This window comes from Streptosporangium sp. NBC_01469 (assembly GCF_036227305.1).
Lineage (GTDB): Bacteria > Actinomycetota > Actinomycetes > Streptosporangiales > Streptosporangiaceae > Streptosporangium.
Genome location: NZ_CP109465.1, coordinates 4,904,096 through 4,921,665, shown reverse-complemented (window position 1 = coordinate 4,921,665; position 17,570 = coordinate 4,904,096). Strand labels below are relative to the sequence as shown.

Genomic DNA, 17,570 nt, shown 5'->3' with positions numbered 1-17,570 from the left:
ACGAGCCAGTAGGCGCCGGCGATCAGCCCCCCCCGCCGAGCTGGGCCAGGATGATCTCGCAGAGCCACAGGACGGGAAGGGCCGCCGCGACGACGCAGGCCCCCAAAATTTTTCGCGGGATCTGTCACAGGCCGGAGGGCTGTCCTGTCTTAGCTGGAGACCGAGGGCGAGCGAGTGCCCCGGCGGACAGAAGGGTTCACCATGAAGATCGTGGTAATCGGCGGGACCGGTCTCATCGGGTCGAAGCTCGTGACGAAGCTGGGGGAGCACGGTCACGAGGCCGTGGCGGCGTCGCCGAACACCGGCGTCAACACCCTCACCGGCGAAGGGCTGGCCGAGGTGCTCAAGGACGCGCAGGTGGTGATCGACGTGTCGAACTCCCCCTCCTTCGAGGAGGCCGCCGTAATGGAGTTCTTCACGACCTCCACCCGCAACCTGCTCGCTGCGGAGGCGCAGGCCGGCGTCGGCCACCACGTCGCGCTGTCGGTGGTGGGTACGGAGCGGCCGCCCGGGAACGCCTACTTCCGGGCGAAGATCGCTCAGGAGGAGTTGATCGCGGAGTCGTCGATCCCGTTCTCGCTCGTGCACGCCACCCAGTTCTTCGAGTTCGTCCGGCGCATCGCCGACGAGGCCACGGACGGCGACCAGGTGCGGATGGCGCCCGTGCTCTTCCAGCCCATCGCGGGCGATGACGTCGCCCGGGCGGTCGGCCGGGTCGCGGTGGGATCTCCGCTGAACGGCAGGGTGGAGGTCGGCGGGCCCGAGCAGTTCAGGATGGATGAGTTCTTCCGGAAGGCCTTGACCGCCTGGGGCGACCCGCGCGAGGTGGTCACCGACCCGCAGGCGCGCTACTTCGGCAGCGTGCCGGACGAGCGCACGCTGGTGCCCGATGACGGCGCCTCCCTGGGAGAGATCCGCTACCGCGACTGGCTCGACCGGGGTGAAGGCGCGATGTCTCGCTGAAGTCCGGCAGAAAGGACCGCGGTCGAAGCCGGACACGCCCTCAACCTCCACATCCGGATTCAACAAATCACCGGTGATCGTCCAGATCGTAAACAGTGACCTCAACGTCGCGTTTTACCAGGCAATCGGTGATGATCGGCTCGATTCGGTCCCAGGTGCCGCCTGCCAGACCACATCCGATGCGAGGCATGTGAACGCCGGCGTCAAGCTCGACGGCATGGTCGGCGAGGGTCTCCAGACAACGGTTCACGGCCTGATAGCGGATGGGTGGGCCCGCCTTGGTGGCGCGGACACCGTGCTGGGCGATCATGTTGGCGACCCACAGGCCCTCATCGACCTGGACCAGTCGCACGGCGCCCAGCGCGAACCCGTCATTCTGGCGATACCAGGCTCGGTAGGCGGCCTCCGGTGCGGGCCAGCGCCGAGAGAGCGCGACGACGAAGCCGCGCCCCCAGCCACCGGCATCGTTACAGACATGCGCGATGATCTTCGGACTGCTGCCGACAGGGACGGTGGCGTCGCCTGTCACGTACGAGATCATGCTGGGACACCTTTTCTGGTTACGGCCGCCGCTGAGCTCATCTTCGTCCAACTCTGCAGTGAAAAGGCAGGGCCACCCACTCGGCAGAGCAGACGAGCGGCCCGGTCAACGGATCAGGTGTCCACGCCGCAGAACACCCATCGGCGATGACATGACGGGTTCCCGTTGAGATCCGAAGCTGTTCCGATCATCTTCGAGACGCGCGGAAGCGCAGGCCGCCGTTGACCGTCAGGCCCCGAGGCAGGCGGGGCCGAGGAGCTGCTTCAGGTCACCCATCAGGGCCGGGGAGGGCGAGACGCGCAGGCGGTCGGCGAGGCGCACGATGGTGGTCTTCGGGCCGTTGTGGACCTGTAGGTGCACCTCGGTGGTGCCGGGGTGCGCGATCAGCACCTCCTTGAGGCGGCCGACCACCGGCGGGGTGCAGCGGGCCAGGGCGAGGCTGACGGCCAGCGGGCCACCGGCCTCGCGGGTCAGGTCGGGGGCCGTCACCTCCATGGCGATGATCTTCCCGACGTCCTCGCGCTTGTCCAGGCGGCCCTTGACGAACACGATGGCGTCCTCGGCGAGCACCGTCGCGCAGAGCTGGTACGCCGAAGGGAAGATCATCACCTCGATCGCGCCCTCCAGGTCCTCCAGCTGGGTCAGGACCCAGGTGTCGCCCTTCTTGGTGACCTTGCGCTGCAGGCCGCTCAGGATGCCGCCGACGGTGACGACCTGGCCGTCGGGGCGGTGCTCGTCCTGCAGCGCGGCGACGGTGCAGTCCGCGCCGGAGGCGAGGATGTGCTCCACGCCGAAGAGCGGGTGGTCGGAGACGTACAGGCCGAGCATCTCCCGCTCGAACTGCAGCAGGGTGTTCTTGTCCCACTCGCCCAGCGGGATCTGCACGTCGAAGGTCTGGTCCTCCGCGCCCTCGATGGCGCCGAACAGGGAGTCCTGCCCCTGGGCCTCGTTCTTCTTGATCCCGATGATGCTGTCGACGGCCTGCTCGTGGACCATCACCAGACCCTTGCGCACGTGTCCGAAGGAGTCGAAGGCGCCGGCCTTGACCAGCGACTCGATGACCCGCTTGTTGCAGACCACCATGGGAACCTTGCGCAGGAAGTCCTTGAAGTCGGCGAAGCGGCTCTTCTCCCGGCGCGCGGCGATGATCCCGTCGACCACGTTGCCGCCGACGTTGCGGATGGCCGACAGGCCGAACCGGACGTCGGTGCCGCGCGGGGTGAAGTCGAAGTCGGAGTCGTTGACGTCCGGCGGCAGCACCTTGATGCCCATGCGACGGCACTCGTTGAGGTAGAGGGCCGACTTGTCCTTGTCGTCCTTGACCGAGGTGAGCAGCCCGGCCATGTACTCGGCCGGGTAGTTGGCCTTGAGATAGGCGGTCCAGTAGCAGACCAGGCCGTAGGCTGCGGTGTGCGCCTTGTTGAAGGCGTAGTCGGAGAAGGGCAGCAGGATGTCCCAGAGGGACTTGATCGCCGCCGCCGAGTAGCCGTTGTCCTTCATGCCTTGCTCGAAGGACTCGTACTGCTTGTCCAGCTCCGACTTCTTCTTCTTGCCCATCGCGCGGCGCAGCAGGTCGGCCTTGCCGAGCGAGAACCCGGCGACCTTCTGCGCGATGGCCATGACCTGCTCCTGGTAGACGATCAGGCCGTACGTCGTGCCGAGGATCTCCTGGAGGGGCTCTTCCAGCTCCGCGTGGATCGGGGTGATCTCCTGCTGGCCGTTCTTGCGCAGCGCGTAGTTGGTGTGGGAGTTGGCGCCCATCGGGCCGGGCCGGTACAGCGCGAGCGCCGCGGAGATGTCCTCGAAGTTGTCGGGCTTCATCAGCCGCAGCAGCGACCGCATGCCACCGCCGTCGACCTGGAACACGCCCAGGGTGTCGCCGCGGGCCAGCAACGCGTAGGCGTCGGAGTTGTCCAGCGGCAGCTTGAGCAGGTCGATGGCCTCACCGGTGTTGGCCTCGATCATCTTCAGGCAGTCGTCGATGATCGTGAGGTTGCGCAGGCCCAGGAAGTCCATCTTCAGCAGGCCGAGCGTCTCGCAGGTCGGGTAGTCGAACTGCGTGATGATCACACCGTCGGAGTCGCGGCGCATGATCGGGATGTAGTCGGTCAGCACCTCCGACGACATGATGACCCCGGCGGCGTGCACGCCGGTCTGCCGGATCAGGCCCTCCAGGCCCCTGCCCAGGTCCATCGCCGACTTGACGTCGACGTCCTCCTCGTACAGCCTGCGCAGCTCACCGGCCTCGTTGTAGCGCGGGTGGTCCTTGTCGAAGATGCCCGACAGCGGGATGTCCTTGCCCATCACCGCGGGCGGGAACGCCTTGGAGACCTTGTCGCCCAGCGCGTACGGGTGCCCGAGGACGCGAGCGGCGTCCTTGATGGCGGCCTTCGCCTTGATGGTGCCGAAGGTGGCGATCATGGCGACCTTGTCGGCGCCGTACTTCTCCGTCACGTAGCGGATCACGTCACCGCGCCTGCGCTCGTCGAAGTCGATGTCGACGTCGGGCATGGAGACGCGGTCGGGGTTGAGGAACCGCTCGAAGATCAGCCCGTGCGGCAGCGGGTCGAGGTCGGTGATGCCCAGCGCGTACGCGGCCAGCGAGCCCGCGGCCGAGCCTCGCCCGGGACCGACCCGGATGCCGTTGTTCTTGGCCCACATGATGAAGTCGGCGACCACGAGGAAGTAGGAGGGGAACCCCATCTGCAGGATGACGTTCATCTCGAACTCGATCTGCGCGCGGTGCTCCTCGTCGACGCCCTCGGGGAAGCGCCGCTCCATGCCCGACCAGATCTCCTTGCGGAACCAGCTCTCCTCGGTCTCCCCGTCGGGCAGGGGGTAGATGGGCATCAGGTTCTTGAAGCCGAACATGCCGCTCGGGTCGACCTTCTCGGCGACCAGCAGGGTGTTGCGGCAGCCCTCGGCCCACAGGTCCGAGGAGTCGACGGCGCGCATCTCGTCGGCGTTCTTGATGTAGTAGCCGCTGCCGTCGAAGCGGAAGCGGTCGGGGTCGGACAGCTGCTTGCCGGTCTGGATGCACAGGAGCGCGTCGTGCGAGGTCGCGTCCGACTCGTAGGTGTAGTGGGAGTCGTTGGTGACCAGCGGCGGGATGTTCAGCTCATGTGAGATGCGGGTCAGGCCGTCGCGGACCCGGCGCTCGATGTCGAGCCCGTGGTCCATGATCTCCAGGTAGTAGTTGTCCTTGCCGAACAGGTCCTGGAACCTGGCCGCCGCCGCGACCGCCTCGTCGTACTGGCCCAGGCGCAGGCGGGTCTGCACCTCACCCGACGGGCAGCCGGTGGTGGCCATCAGGCCCTCGGAGTGCTCGGCGAGGATCTCGGCGTCCATCCGGGCCCACTTGCGGACGAAGCCCTCGGTGTAGGCGCGCGAGGAGAGCTTCATCAGGTTGCCCAGGCCGGTGGCGTTCTTCGCCCAGATGGTCATGTGGGTGTAGTAGCCACCCGCCGAGACGTCGTCGCGCTTCTGGTGCGGCTCGCCCCACAGCACCGGCTTCTTCTGGTGCCGGGAGGCGGGGGCGACGTAGGCCTCGATGCCGATGATCGGCTTGATCCCGGCCCCGGTCGCCTGCTTGTAGAAGTCGTAGGCGCCGTGCATGTTGCCGTGGTCGGTGATCGCGATGGCGGGCATGCCCAGGTCACCGACCTGTTTGAACATCTGCTTCAAACGGGCGGCTCCATCCAGCATGGAGTATTCCGTGTGAACGTGCAGATGCACAAACGAGTCTGACATGCGGCCCCGTCCTCCCCTAGTCGCACCGTCGGCGAGGAAAGCGTATCCAAATCTGAGTTTCGAAAGTGACTCATGCGCTTCGGGTCACCTCCCGTTCGGGCTCCCCCTCACTCCGGGGACGCCTCGGTCCCGGGTGTCTCCGCGCCCCGCTCCCGAGACGCGGACCGGCGTTCCTCGGCGAGGTGGAGACCCGCCTCGATGACGGCGTTCATGATGGGGCCGAGCCTGGCCTCGCCCAGGACGGGGGCGCGGCGGGCCATCTCGGCGACCAGGCTGCGCTCGCGGTCGGCGTCGCGACCGGCGAAGCCTCCGACGGGCTTGAGGCGCTGGATGGTCCCGGCCAGTTCGGCGCGGCGTTCCAGGAGGACGGCGAGGGCGGCGTCGACGCGGTCGATGGCCTCCCGGGCGGCGACGACCGAGTCGGGGGTCTCCCTGCGGGTGAGGGCACCGACGATCTTCACGGCCTCGCGCACGGCCAGCGCGTCCCGCTCGCTGGAGGAGGGGTCCAGCAGCAGGCCGTCGGCACCGGCGGCGACCGCGGCGGAGGCCAGCGCGGGGTCGGCGCCGAGCCCGGCCAGGACGGGATGGTTCGATCTCTCGCGCGCGGCGCGCATCAGGGCCAGGTCGGGAGTGGCCGCGCCGAGGGGGGCACGGCCGCCGCTCTCGCAGAGCACGACCCTGCCGTTGCCCTCCGCCACGCAGCGGCCGGCGATCGCCAGCCACTCCTCCAGCGTCGCGGAGGGGTGGCGCTGGAGAAGCACCGGCAGGCCGAGCCCGGCGGCGGCGCGCACCAGCCCGGAGTCCCGCATCCAGGCCGCGCCGACCACCGTGCCGTCGGCCCTCTCGGCGATCAGCGGCAGGTCTCCCGCCGAGGACGGCTCCACCAGGACCGGTCCCGCCCCCCGGGCGCGGGCCGCCGCGATGGACTCGGCCGCGGAGACTTCCCCGCGGCGGTCTCGCAGGCTGATCCAGTGGGCGTCCGCGCCGGGCCCGCCGATCACCACGGCCGGCCCGGTCCCCACCGTGAGCGCGCCCAGCCGCACCGCCGCGCGTTCCGTGTGTACCGTGCACTGTGCGGTGGACGACATGAGACTCCCCAGGTTCGGCCGACGCGCGTCCCGCGAGCCGGCGGCCGTTCGGAAAGGGACTTCGGACTTCGGACAGAGAAAAAGGCAGAGACTTCGCGTCTCCGCCTGGTGCCGGCTCCGGCTGGTCGCTAGTTCACACCGTCACGACCGGCTCTCCGGAGCCGGCTCGATAAACGCGAAGTGACAGGTCATGGGGGCAATCCTAGGTCACCTTCCTGACATCCGCCACGTACTGGACAGCGCATCTCAAGATATGGACTTTTCTACGGCGTGTGAGTCGATCACTTTACCGGGCTATGAGAGTATTCGGGGGTTCAGAAGGAGGTAAGCCGGTTGATGGCCGAAGCACAGCCCGAGGGGCGCCGTATCGCCTCCCGCTACCAGCTGCTCGAAGCCATCGGGCGGGGTGGCATGGGCATCGTGTGGCGAGCCCACGACGAGCTCCTCGACCGTGAGGTCGCGATCAAGGAGGTCCGCTACGCCGACATGCTCGGCGAGGACAGCCAGGAGGACTTCAACCGGCGCACCAAGCGCGAGGCGCGTGCGGCCGGGCGCCTGACGCACCCGAACGTGGTGGTCGTCCACGACGTCGTCGAGGAGGACGGGCGTCCCTGGATCGTCATGCAGCTGGTGGAGTCGCGCTCCCTCGGCAAGGTGCTGCGCCAGGACGGGCCGCTGCCTCCGCAGCGGGTCGCGGAGATCGGCCTCAAGCTGCTGGAGGCGCTGCGCGCCGCCCACGCCCAGGGGGTGCTGCACCGCGACGTCAAGCCGGAGAACGTGCTGCTGGCCGACGACGGCCGGGTGGTGCTGACCGACTTCGGCATCGCCACGCTCGAGGCCGAGACCGCGCTGACCATGACCGGCATCGCGGGCACGCCCGCCTTCATCCCGCCGGAGCGCATCAAGGGCGGCAGCGCGCAGCGCGAGTCCGACCTGTGGTCGCTCGGCGCGACCCTGTACGCCGCCGTCGAGGGCAAGCCCCCGCACGACCGGGGCGGGGCGCTGCCGACCATGCACGCCATCCTGAACGACGAGCCCGAGCCCCCGGTCCACGCCGGGCCGCTGGCTCCCGTCCTCGAAGGGCTGCTCCGCAAGGATCCGGCGCTGCGCATGCCCTACAAGGAGGCCGTACGGCTGCTGCGCAGGGTGGCCGAGGGCGAGAGCGACCGGGACCGGCCCGCCAGGACCGCCGTCATGCCGGCCGTGAACCCCGGGGACGACACCGATCCCGGGATCCGCTTCCAGCCCGGCGCCGTCCCCGAGACGGGCGCGAAGCTGGACTCCGTACCCTCGGAACCCTCGGACTCCAAGGACGAGGCCGCTCCCGCGCCCCGCGAGAAGCCGCGCAAGGCCGCCGCGAAGGCACCGGCCGAAGCCGTACGGCCGAAGCCCGCCCCCGCGAAGCCCGCTCCCTCGGCGGCCGGTTCAGCGGCGGCCGGTTCAGCGGAGAAGGCGAAGGAGGCACCGGAGAAGGCCTCGTCCGCCGCGAAGGGCGGCCAGCCTCCCGAGGCCGAAGCCGGATCACCCGCTTCAGACGCCGGAGCGGGATCACCCGCCGCGGACGCCGGAGCGGGTGCACTGGCTCCCGAGGCGGGAGCGGGCTCGAAGGCGAGCCGTCCCACCGGCGAGGCCACCCCCGCTCCCCCGGCGTCCTCCGCCGCCGAGGCCGCGCCTCCGGTCCTGCCCAGGTTCGCCCCGAAACCGAAACCCGCCACCGGCGCGAAGCCCACCCCGAAACCCGAACCCGAACCCGCCGCCGAGGCCGCGCCTCCGATCCTGCCCAGGTTCGCCCCCAAGCCGAAACCCGCCACCGGCCCCGCCCCGAGCCCCGAGCCCGCCCCGGAGCCCGAGGACGCGGCGCCCCCGGTCCTGCCCAGGTTCGCGCCCAAACCGAAACCCGCCACCGGCGCGAAGCCCACCCCGAAACCCGAGCCCGCCGCCGACGTCGCACCGGCCCATGAGACGAAGCCTGGCACGGTGCCCTCCGCGTCCGCCGGCCTCGCCGCCGGGAAGAGACCCGTCGCGCCCAGGACGAGCCGCGAGAACGCCCCGCCGGCCACGGAGCCGGGATCCGAGCGTCGGAGGCCCGTCTCGCGTCCCAACCCCTTCCCGCCCGTGGGGCGCGAGCCCGCGCCGAGGCCGGAGCCCGCCGGGGAACGGGAACCCGCCTCCGCCTCCAGGGCCGAGCCCGCCGCACGGGAGGAGCCCCCGGCCCCCTCCTACGGGGACCACGGCCACGGGACCGGCACGTTCGCCCCCGGGGGGCCGGACACCTCCCGGGTGAAGCGGGGTCTGCTGGTGCTCGTGCCCGCGCTGCTGATCGTCGGCGGGATCGCCGGCTGGCTCGGCATGCGCAGCGGCGACGAGACCCCGCAGGCCAGGCCGGGCGAGGCGGGCGCGTCCAGCGCGTCGAACGCCCCGAGCGGTGCCACCGAGACGACCCCGGAGGGCTCGCCGGACCCGGAGACGTCACCGTCCTCCTCAACGTCCCCGTCGTCCCCGTCAGGGTCCCCTTCGGCGTCCCCGTCGTCCAGCCCGAGCCCCACCAAGACGGAGGAGAAGTCCCCCCTCCCCTCCGGCTGGAAGATGCACAAGGACAGCAACGGCTTCTCGATCGGCCTGCCCAAGGGGTGGGGCGTGGACAAGCGGCCCGGCAATCAGGTGTGGTTCCGCGGCCCCGACCGGACGAGCTTCGTCTTCGTCGAGTACGTCGACAAGGCGGGCCCCGATCCGAAGAAGGACTGGGAGAACCAGGAGAGAGTCGTCCGGGGCGGCTTCTCCGGCTACGACCGGATCAGGATCGCGAACGTCAAGTACATGGTGAAGGCCGCCGACTGGGAGTTCACCTGGAACACCAGCTCGGGCAAGGTCCGCGTGATCAACCGGGGGTTCGTCACCAAGGGCGGCCGGGGGTATGCGATTTACTGGCATACCCTGGCCAAGGACTGGAAGAAGAACATGCACCTCTTCGAGGGGTTCACCGCGACCTTCTCCTCGAAAAAGTGAGCGGGAGCCCTACCGCCCGCGGTCAGTGAGCTTGGGAGGGCGGGGATGGCGGAAAGAAAGGTGGCGGGCCGCTACCGGCTGCTCGAACACATCGGCGAGGGCGGCATGGGCATCGTCTGGCGCGCCCACGACGAGCTCCTCGACCGGGTGGTGGCCGTCAAGGAGGTCCGCCACCGGGGGGTCGACGAGGCCACCCGCACCGACCTGAACCGGCGCACCATCCGCGAGGCCAGGACCGCGGGGCGCCTCGACCATCCTTCCGTGGTCATCGTGCACGACGTGGTCGAGGAGGACGGGCGGCCCTGGATCGTGATGCAGCTGGTCCGGTCCCGCTCGCTGGGTGAGATCGTCCGCTCGGGCGGGCCGCTCCCGCCCGAGCGGGTCGCCACGGTGGGGCTGCACGTGCTGGGCGCGCTGCGGGCCGCGCACGCCGCGGGGGTGCTGCACCGCGACGTCAAGCCGGAGAACGTGCTGCTGGCCGACGACGGCCGGGTGGTGCTGACCGACTTCGGCATCGCCTCCATGACGCAGGAGACCGGCATCACCCGTACGGGCGCGATGGTGGGCACCCCCGCGTTCCTGCCCCCCGAGCGGTTGCACGGGCTGCCCGCCACCCCCGAGTCGGACCTGTGGTCGCTCGGGGCGACGCTGTACGCGGCCATGGAGGGCCGCCCCCCGTTCGAGCGGGCTACGGCCGCCGCCACCATGATGGCGGTCCTCCACGGCGAGCCGAGCCCCATGGCCCACTCGGGTCCCCTGCCGATGGCGATCCTCGGCCTGATGGCCAGGGACCCCGCCGCCCGGATGGTCCCCGACCAGGTCGAGGCCCTGCTCAACCGTGCCTCCTCCTCCGGTCCGGCCTCCGGGCGGGCGGCACGTCCCGGGCAGCGGGCGTACGGCTCCCCCGGGTTCCAGACCGACCCTCCGCGTGCCGACCCGCCGCCGCTTCAGGACGCGGCGCGGGACGCGTGGCGGCCGGAATACGGGGATCCCCTGGGCGGTCCCGGGCAGCCCCGCCACCCGGCCGCGCACACGCACCCCGGGCAGTCCCCGTACGCGGCCGGGCACACGCCCGCCGAGCAGTCCCGTCCCCCGGTGGCGCGCACGCGGCCGGAGCAGCCTCCGTACACGCCCCACACGCCCCCCGAGCCGTACACGCACCCCGGGCAGTCCCCGTACACACACCCCGGGCAGCAGGCCTACGCGCACCACGAGCAGCCTCCGTACGCGCAGGTCGGGCAGGTCGGGCAGGTCGGGCAGGTCGGGCAGCAGGCGTACGGCTCCGAACCCCCGCCTCCCGGCTCCTGGCCGGGGCGGGAGCAGACCACGGACACGGGGGCCGAGCCCGCGCGGCGGGCGAGGGCGGGGCGACTGGCGCTCCTGGCCGGGGTGCCCGCGCTCGTGGTGACGGTCGGGATCGGCGCGTGGCTGGTCCTGCGGGATCCGGGCGCTCCGGTGGACACCGGTGACAACCGGGCCGACGCCACGGCCCCGATCACCGCCCCCACCCCCGCCACGCCGCCGGAGGCGACCTCCACCCCGGAGGCGACCCCGACGGCGACGCCGCGTCCGGCCAGAACCGTCCCCAGGGGCTGGCGGCTGCACCGCGACCCGATGGGCTTCTCCGTCGCGGTGCCCAGGAACTGGCAGGTCAAGCGGTTCTCCGGCCGCGACAGGGTGGAGTTCCGCGCCCCCGGCGCGAGCGGTGTCCTGTGGATCGAGTCGACCGACGACCCGGAGACGAACCCGGTCAGGCACTGGGAGAAGGTGGAGCGGGCCGGAACGGCCGACAACGTCTGGCCGGGCTACCGGCGGATCGGCATCACCCCGCTGGTGTACCGGGGGGTGCCGGCCGCCGACTGGGAGTTCACCTACCTCAAGAACGGGGTCCGCACGCGCGTCCTGGACCGGGGCTTCCGCACCCTCGCCGACAGGCCGTACGCGATCTACTGGGAGAGCCCGGCCTCCGGGTGGGACCGCTCGTTCTTCGACATGTTCACCAGGACCTTCCGGCCGTGAGCGACCTGGAGAGGGCGCGTTTCTGGCGTACCCCGGCCCTGCCGGGGGTGGAACTCCTCAAGGCCAGATACGTGACCCACCGCTTCCCGCCGCACGCGCACGAGGGGTACACGATCGCGATGATCCTGTCCGGGCTGGAGGAGTTCGCCTACCGGGGCACCGTCCACCGCGTGGGTCCGGGCAGCCTGGCCATGCTCAACCCCCAGGAGGCCCACGACGGCCACGCGGGCGTCCCCGACGGGTGGTCCTACCGGGTGCTGTACCCGTCGGTCGAGTTCGTCTCCGACATCGCCGACGAGCTGATGACCGGGCCCGGCACCCCCTGTTTCCCCGAGACCGTCGTCCATCACCCGCCCACCGTCGCGCTGCTACTGGCCGCGCACGACGCCGCGGAGGGGGGCGACGACCTCGCCTCCTCGACGCTGGCCCGCACGGCCTTCGCCGCCCTGCTCAGCCGGCACGCCTCCCGCCGTCCCCCGGGCACGCCTCGCTGGGACAACGACCCGGCGGTGCGGCGTGCCCGGGAGATCCTGCACGAGCGGCTCGTCGGCCCGCCCACGATCGAGGACCTGGCGCGGGCGGTGGGCATGAGCCCCTTCGCCCTGATCCGGGCTTTCAAGGCGGCCACCGGGCTGCCCCCGCACGCCTACCTGAACACGCTGCGGATCATCCGGGCCCGGCGGCTGCTCCAGGCGGGCACGCCTCCCGCGCAGGTCGCCGGGGACGTGGGGTTCACCGACCAGGCCCACCTGAGCAGGCACTTCAAGCGGACGGTGGGCGTGCCACCGGCCGCGTACCAGCGCGCAGGAACGTACAAGACCGGGGCCTGAAACCGTACATAAGCTCCCTTTCCATGGAAACAATCACTCGCTCCTCCGCGATCAGGGACGGACTGGGGGTGGGGATCGCCGTCGGGCTGTCGGGGGTGGCCTTCGGCGCCGCGGCGGTCACCGCGGGGCTCAGCGTCGCGCAGGCGTGCGTGCTGAGCCTGTTCGCCTTCACCGGCGCCTCGCAGTTCGCCCTGGTCGGCGTCGTCGCGGGCGGCGGCAACCTGGTCGCGGGCACGGCCGGCGCGATGCTGCTGGGCGCCCGCAACAGCCTGTACGGCCTCCGCATGGCCGGGGTGCTCGACATCCGGGGATGGCGTAGGCCTCTGACGGCCCAGGGGGTGATCGACGAGACGACGGCGGTCGCCCTGGCCCAGCCGGACGAGGAGTCGGCCAGGACCGCGTTCCTGGTCACCTTCGCCAGCCTCTATCTGACCTGGAACGCCACCACCCTGGTCGGCGCGCTGGGCACCTCCTGGGTGGCCGACCCCTCGGTGTTCGGCCTGGACGCGGTCGGCCCCGTGGCATTCCTGGCCATCCTGTGGCCCCGGCTCACCGGGAGCGGCGCCGAGACCCGCGCGCTGCGCCTGATCGCGGGCGGCGGCGCGGCGGTCGCGCTGGCCGCGACCCCGTTCACCCCGCCGGGCGTGCCCGTGCTGCTCGCGTCCGTGGCCGTGCTCGCGGTGATCCTGAGGAGACCGAAGTGACCATCTGGTGGGCCGTCGTCGTCACCTGCGTCGCCTGTTACGCGCTGAAGCTCGCCGGGCTGTCGGCGCCGCGCCGCGTCCTCGACCACCCGGGGGTGCAGCGCTTCGCGACGCTGGTCCCGGTGGCCCTGCTGGCGGCGTTGATCGCGGTGCAGACCTTCGGTGAGGGACAGGGGCTGCACCTCGACTGGCCGCGTACCGCGGGGATGGGTGCCGCCGTCGTGGCACTGCTGCTGCGCGCCCCGTTCCTGGTGGTCCTCGCCGCGGCGGCCGTCGTCACCGCCGCGCTGCGCCACGTCCTGAGCTGAGGTCGCCCGTGCCGCGCGGGAACCGTACGCGGAAGGTGGCGCCGGCGCCGGGGCGGGAGATCACCGTGGCGTCGCCGCCGTGCGCGGCGGCGACGGCGGCGACGATGGACAGCCCGAGGCCCGCGCCCCCCTGGCGGGCGCCCTCGCGAGGGTGACCTGCCCGGTGGAAACGCTCGAAGACCAGGGCGCCCTGCTCCTCGGTGAGGCCCGGCCCCTCGTCGGCCACCTCGACCACGGCGTGCTCGTCGTCCACCCGGATCCTGACGACCGCCGCGGTCCCCTCCGGGGTGTGGCTGAGCACGTTGGCCAGCAGGTTGCCGACGATCTGGCGGATCCTGGCGGCGTCGCCTGGCACCTCGACGGGTCCGTCGCACTCCAGCGACAGCGGCCTGAGCGGCTCGATGGCGAGGATGTCGGCCACCGCGTCGGCGGCGAGCGCGGTCAGCTCCACCGGGGCGCGCTCCAGGGGACGGCCCTGGTCGAGGCGGGCCAGCAGCAGCATCTCGTCGACCAGGGAGCCCATCCGGGTGGCCTCGGCCTCGATCCTGCGCATGGCCTTGGCCAGGTCTTCCGGCCGGGTGTCCGCGCCGCGCCGGAACAGCTCGGCGTAGCCGCGGATGGAGGCGATCGGGGTGCGCAGCTCGTGGGAGGCGTCGGCGACAAAGCGGCGCAGCCGGTCCTCGGACGCCTCCCTCTCGCGGAACGCCTCCTCGATCTGGGTGAGCATCTGGTTGAGCGCGTGACCCAGGCGACCCACCTCCCCGGTGGCCGGCGCCGCCTCGATGCGGCGCTCCAGGTTGCCCTCGCCGATGGCCGCCGCGGTCTCGACGATGCGGTCCAGCGGGCGCAGCCCCCGGCGGATCAGGTGGGCGGCGAGCAGGGTCAGGCAGACGAGCGCGAACGCCGAGGAGCCGATCATGACCAGGGCGACGCGTTCGGTCAGTTCGTCGGAGGCGGCCACGAGCGCCTCGGGGGTGGTGAGGGCGAGCAGCCGGGCGCTGTTGTGGCCGCGCCAGTCCTGCAGCGCGCCGAACGTCGCCCCCGCCGCCGTCCCGAGCGCCAGGGCGACCAGGCCCACGACGGTCAGCACTAGGCGGGTCCGCAGCGACATCAGTCTTCCCTCGGCAGGCGCAGGACGTATCCCACCCTGGGCACGGTGTGGATGAGCGGCGGGTGTGACGCGTCGACCTTGCGGCGCAGGTAGCTGATGTAGGTCTGCACGACCCCGTCGTTGCCGCCGAAGTCGTACTCCCACACGTAGTCGAGGATCTGCCGCTTGGAGACGACCTTGCCCGCGTTGGCCGCCAGGAAGCGCAGCAGCTTGAACTCCGTCGGGGTGAGGTCGACGCGCCGGCCGTTGCGCCACACCTCGTGGGCGTCCTCCTCGATGACCAGGTCGGCGAAGGTCACCCTGCCGCCCTCGGCGCCGGTCCGCCGGGTCCGGCGCAGCACGGCGCGGATCCTGGCGATCAGCTCCTCCAGGCTGAACGGCTTGGTGACGTAGTCGTCACCTCCCACGGTCAGCCCGCCGATCTTGTCTTCGGTGGCGTCGAGGGCGGTGAGGAAGACCACGGGCACCTCGGAGCCCGTGGACCTGATCCGGTGGCAGACCTCCGTGCCGAGCACGTCGGGCAGCATCACGTCCAGGACGATCAGGTCGGGTCCGAAGGTCTCGGCCAGCGACACCGCCGCGGCCCCCGTCCCGGCGATCGCCGTCTCGAACCCCTCGTAGCGAAGTGCGGTTGCGACGAGATCGGCGAGATAGGGCTCGTCATCTACGACCAGTATGCGGCTCACCCGACAAGTCTCACTCGGAAGATCTTCAAAAGACCATAGAAAACTCTGTGAAGAGTGATTCACATGCCGCTCTAAGGGCGGGCACACAACCGTCGAAGATCATTTTGTTGCACTGGAGGCCATGGAGAGAATCTCGGTTTTCGTACTGCGGCGCAAGGGACTGGTCGCCCTGCTGGCCGTGCTGGGATTCCTGGTGGGCATGGGCGCGACGCCGATCGCGATTCAGCGGCTCTCCGAGGAATACTCACACCCGGGAATGCCCGCTTTCGATGCCAATCAGGAAATCGTCAGGATCTACGGGAATGGCGGCTATCAGCGACCATTCGTCCCAGTTGTCGTACTTCCCGAGGGAATGCGGGCCGAGGAGAGCAAGGAGATCCTCGGCCGCGCCTTCGCCGCCGTCTCCGCCGAGCTGCCCAAGGCCCGCGTGGTCTCCTACGCGAGCACCGGCGACCCCCGGCTGATCGGCACCGACGGCCGGACCACGTTCGGGCTGGTCTTCCCCGGCACCTACTCCGACGGCAGCCCGCCGGGCGGCGGCCTCGGGGAGACCCCGGACGAGAGCCCGGTCATCGTCAGGGCGATGACCCCGGCGCTGCCGGCGGGCACGAGCGTCCACGTCACGGGCCTGGACACCCTCGCGCCGAGCGTGGACGCGGGCGGCGTGGACGTGCCCGCCAAGATCGGTATCGGCGTGCTCGCCGCGGTGGCCGTCCTGCTGCTGGTGTTCCGCTCGGCGCTGGCCTTCGTACCGCTCCTCATCTCGGTCCTGTCCATCTTCCTGTCGTTCATCGTGATCCTGCTGCTGACGCTGGTGACGACCGTGCACGACGTGGCCCTCACCACGATGCCCCTGCTGGGCCTGGGCATCGCGGTCGACTACTCGCTGCTGCTGGTGGCCCGCTGGCGGGAGGAGCAGGCGGGCGGGCACCGCGGCGACGAGGCCGTGCACCGGGCCATGGCGGGCGCCGGGCGGGCGGTGCTGTTCAGCGGCGTGGCGGTCGCGGTCGGCCTGGTGACCATGGTGGTGCTGCCGGTGCCGTTCCTGCGCAGCCTCGGCCTCGCCGGGATGATCATCGCGGCGATGAGCGTGGCCACCACGCTGACCGTGCTGCCGGTGCTGCTCGCCCTGGCCGGGCAGCGGCTCGACCGCAGGCGCGCCCGCGCGGGCCGGGACGAGGTCCCCTTCCATCGCGAGGCGCGGGCCGGGCGGGCCTGGTCAGCATGGGCCCGCGGCGTGGTGCGGATGCGCCTGCTCGCCACCCTGCTCGCCGGCGGGGTGCTGGTGGCGCTGACGGTGACCGCCCTGAACGTCAACCTCGGCCTGCCCGCGAGCGGGAACCTGCTGGCCACCGGCACCGGCCACGAGGGGCTGTCCGCGCTGCGCCAGGCGGGCGTCCCCGAGGGCTCGATCACCCCGTTCGACGTCCTGGTGACCGGCGACCCGGGCCGGGCCGCCGAACGGCTGAGGGGCGTGAAGGGCGTGTCCGCGGTGCTCGCCCCCGACGACCCGTCCTGGCGCCGCGAGGGCACCGCCGTCATCACGGTGCTCCCGATCTCGGAGAACGGCACCGAGGCCGGCGAGGCGACCATCACCCGGGTGCGCGAGGCGGCACCGGCCACCGCGCGCGTCGGCGGCAACGCCGCGCAGAGCATGGACTTCCAGGAGCGCACCTACGGGGCGTTCCCCTGGATGCTCGGCCTGATCGCGCTGGTCACGTTCGTCATGCTGGCGCGGGCGTTCCGCTCGCTGCTGCTGCCGCTGAAGGCGATCGTCCTCAACCTGCTCTCGCTGGGCGCGGTGATCGGCGCGATGGTGTTGCTGTGGCAGTTCGGCTGGGGGACCAGGGAGCTGCTGGACATCCAGCCGACCGGCTCGATCGGCGAGTTCGTGCCGCTCACCATCTTCGCCTTCCTGTACGGCCTGAGCATGGACTACGAGGTGTTCATCCTGGCCAGGATGCGCGAGGAGTACGACAGGTCCGGCAGCACGGAGCACGCGGTGATCGAGGGCGTGGGCCGCACAGGGCGGCTGGTCACCTCGGCGGCGCTGATCCTGTTCATCTCCTTCACCGCGCTGGCCATGACCCCCGAGCTGGACGTGAAGGTGTTCGCCAGCGGCCTGGCCCTGGGCATCTTCCTGGACGCCACCCTCATCCGCGGCGTCCTGGTCCCGGCCGTGGTCGCGATGATGGGCCGATGGAACTGGTGGCTGCCCGCCTGGGCCGCGCGGCTGCTGCGGGTGGAGCCCTCGCCGCTACGGAGGGAGAACCCCGAGCCCGCCCGGATCCCGGAACCGGTCTAGGCCCCGCCAGGCCACCGGCCCGGAGTCCACCCGGCGGCGTGAACGGCCATCGCCCGGAACGGCGATGGCCGTTCACGTCTCCCCTCCCCCGGCGGGACGACACCACCCACCCGGCAACGAACGGCAACGGCCGTTCACCCGTTTCCCCTGGCCACCAGCAGGACGACGCCACCGTGAAGAACAGCAACGGCCGTTCACCCGTTTCCCCCCGGCCACCGACGGGACGACGCCACCGCGAAGAACAGCGGTGGCCGTTCAC

12 protein-coding genes are annotated in these 17,570 nt (G+C 71.2%); 7 read left to right on the top strand and 5 right to left on the bottom strand.

What is annotated here, in order from left to right; genetic code table 11:
* Positions 1 to 201 precede the first annotated feature (201 nt).
* A complete protein-coding gene (locus OG587_RS21960) occupies positions 202 to 963 on the top strand; it encodes an SDR family oxidoreductase (protein WP_329093164.1) in 762 nt (253 codons plus the stop codon).
* A 67-nt stretch (positions 964 to 1,030) separates the two neighbouring features.
* On the opposite strand, the gene OG587_RS21955 is transcribed toward OG587_RS21960, so the two are convergent.
* The 3 genes from OG587_RS21955 to OG587_RS21945 form a co-directional block, all read right to left on the bottom strand.
* Positions 1,031 to 1,504 carry a macro domain-containing protein gene (locus tag OG587_RS21955; protein WP_329093162.1) on the bottom strand — a complete coding sequence of 158 codons (474 nt, stop codon included), beginning with the start codon at positions 1,502 to 1,504 and terminating at the stop codon, positions 1,031 to 1,033.
* A 228-nt stretch (positions 1,505 to 1,732) separates the two neighbouring features.
* The gene (gene dnaE / locus OG587_RS21950; RefSeq protein ID WP_329093160.1) at positions 1,733 to 5,254 is read right to left on the bottom strand and encodes a DNA polymerase III subunit alpha; all 3,522 of its coding nucleotides are present in this window, start codon (positions 5,252 to 5,254) and stop codon (positions 1,733 to 1,735) included.
* A gap of 107 nt (positions 5,255 to 5,361) precedes the next feature.
* Positions 5,362 to 6,342: a chorismate mutase gene (locus OG587_RS21945; RefSeq protein WP_329093158.1), complete on the bottom strand. Its 981-nt coding sequence runs from the start codon at positions 6,340 to 6,342 to the stop codon at positions 5,362 to 5,364.
* 336 nt (positions 6,343 to 6,678) lie between these two features.
* Between OG587_RS21945 and OG587_RS21940 the strand changes: the two genes are divergently transcribed.
* The 5 genes from OG587_RS21940 to OG587_RS21920 are packed head-to-tail and all read left to right on the top strand — an operon-like array spanning position 6,679 to position 13,209.
* Positions 6,679 to 9,348 (top strand): serine/threonine-protein kinase, encoded by a 2,670-nt coding sequence (locus OG587_RS21940; protein ID WP_329093156.1) that lies wholly within the window; start codon positions 6,679 to 6,681, stop codon positions 9,346 to 9,348.
* 45 nt (positions 9,349 to 9,393) lie between these two features.
* A complete protein-coding gene (locus tag OG587_RS21935) occupies positions 9,394 to 11,367 on the top strand; it encodes a serine/threonine-protein kinase (RefSeq protein WP_329093154.1) in 1,974 nt (657 codons plus the stop codon).
* Positions 11,364 to 12,197, top strand: coding sequence for an AraC family transcriptional regulator (locus tag OG587_RS21930; protein WP_329093152.1), 834 nt, complete (start codon positions 11,364 to 11,366; stop codon positions 12,195 to 12,197). Before OG587_RS21935 ends, OG587_RS21930 begins: the two co-directional genes overlap by 4 nt.
* A 23-nt stretch (positions 12,198 to 12,220) precedes the next feature.
* On the top strand, positions 12,221 to 12,901 hold the full coding sequence (locus tag OG587_RS21925) for an AzlC family ABC transporter permease (RefSeq protein ID WP_329093150.1): 681 nt from the start codon (positions 12,221 to 12,223) through the stop codon (positions 12,899 to 12,901).
* Entirely contained in the window at positions 12,898 to 13,209 is a 312-nt protein-coding gene (locus OG587_RS21920; RefSeq protein WP_329093148.1) for an AzlD domain-containing protein, read from the top strand. Before OG587_RS21925 ends, OG587_RS21920 begins: the two co-directional genes overlap by 4 nt.
* Here the strand turns inward: OG587_RS21920 and OG587_RS21915 are convergent.
* Positions 13,178 to 14,320 carry a sensor histidine kinase gene (locus tag OG587_RS21915; RefSeq protein WP_329093146.1) on the bottom strand — a complete coding sequence of 381 codons (1,143 nt, stop codon included), beginning with the start codon at positions 14,318 to 14,320 and terminating at the stop codon, positions 13,178 to 13,180. The two genes, OG587_RS21920 and OG587_RS21915, sit on opposite strands and share 32 nt — an antisense overlap.
* Entirely contained in the window at positions 14,320 to 15,006 is a 687-nt protein-coding gene (locus OG587_RS21910) for a response regulator transcription factor (RefSeq protein ID WP_329093144.1), read from the bottom strand. The genes OG587_RS21915 and OG587_RS21910 overlap by 1 nt, the downstream gene beginning before the upstream one ends.
* A 121-nt stretch (positions 15,007 to 15,127) precedes the next feature.
* Between OG587_RS21910 and OG587_RS21905 the strand changes: the two genes are divergently transcribed.
* Complete coding sequence (locus OG587_RS21905) at positions 15,128 to 17,311, top strand: MMPL family transporter (protein ID WP_329093143.1); 2,184 nt, start codon at positions 15,128 to 15,130, stop codon at positions 17,309 to 17,311.
* Positions 17,312 to 17,570: the final 259 nt, after the last annotated feature.

Bases quoted from the DNA above. Each gene is read 5' to 3' on its own strand.
- OG587_RS21960 (WP_329093164.1), top strand. From the start codon at position 202: ATGAAGATCGTGGTAATCGGCGGGACCGGTCTCATCGGGTCGAAGCTC.
- OG587_RS21955 (WP_329093162.1), bottom strand. From the start codon at position 1,504: ATGATCTCGTACGTGACAGGCGACGCCACCGTCCCTGTCGGCAGCAGT.
- dnaE (WP_329093160.1), bottom strand. From the start codon at position 5,254: ATGTCAGACTCGTTTGTGCATCTGCACGTTCACACGGAATACTCCATG.
- OG587_RS21945 (WP_329093158.1), bottom strand. From the start codon at position 6,342: ATGTCGTCCACCGCACAGTGCACGGTACACACGGAACGCGCGGCGGTG.
- OG587_RS21940 (WP_329093156.1), top strand. From the start codon at position 6,679: ATGGCCGAAGCACAGCCCGAGGGGCGCCGTATCGCCTCCCGCTACCAG.
- OG587_RS21935 (WP_329093154.1), top strand. From the start codon at position 9,394: ATGGCGGAAAGAAAGGTGGCGGGCCGCTACCGGCTGCTCGAACACATC.
- OG587_RS21925 (WP_329093150.1), top strand. From the start codon at position 12,221: ATGGAAACAATCACTCGCTCCTCCGCGATCAGGGACGGACTGGGGGTG.
- OG587_RS21915 (WP_329093146.1), bottom strand. From the start codon at position 14,320: ATGTCGCTGCGGACCCGCCTAGTGCTGACCGTCGTGGGCCTGGTCGCC.
- OG587_RS21905 (WP_329093143.1), top strand. From the start codon at position 15,128: ATGGAGAGAATCTCGGTTTTCGTACTGCGGCGCAAGGGACTGGTCGCC.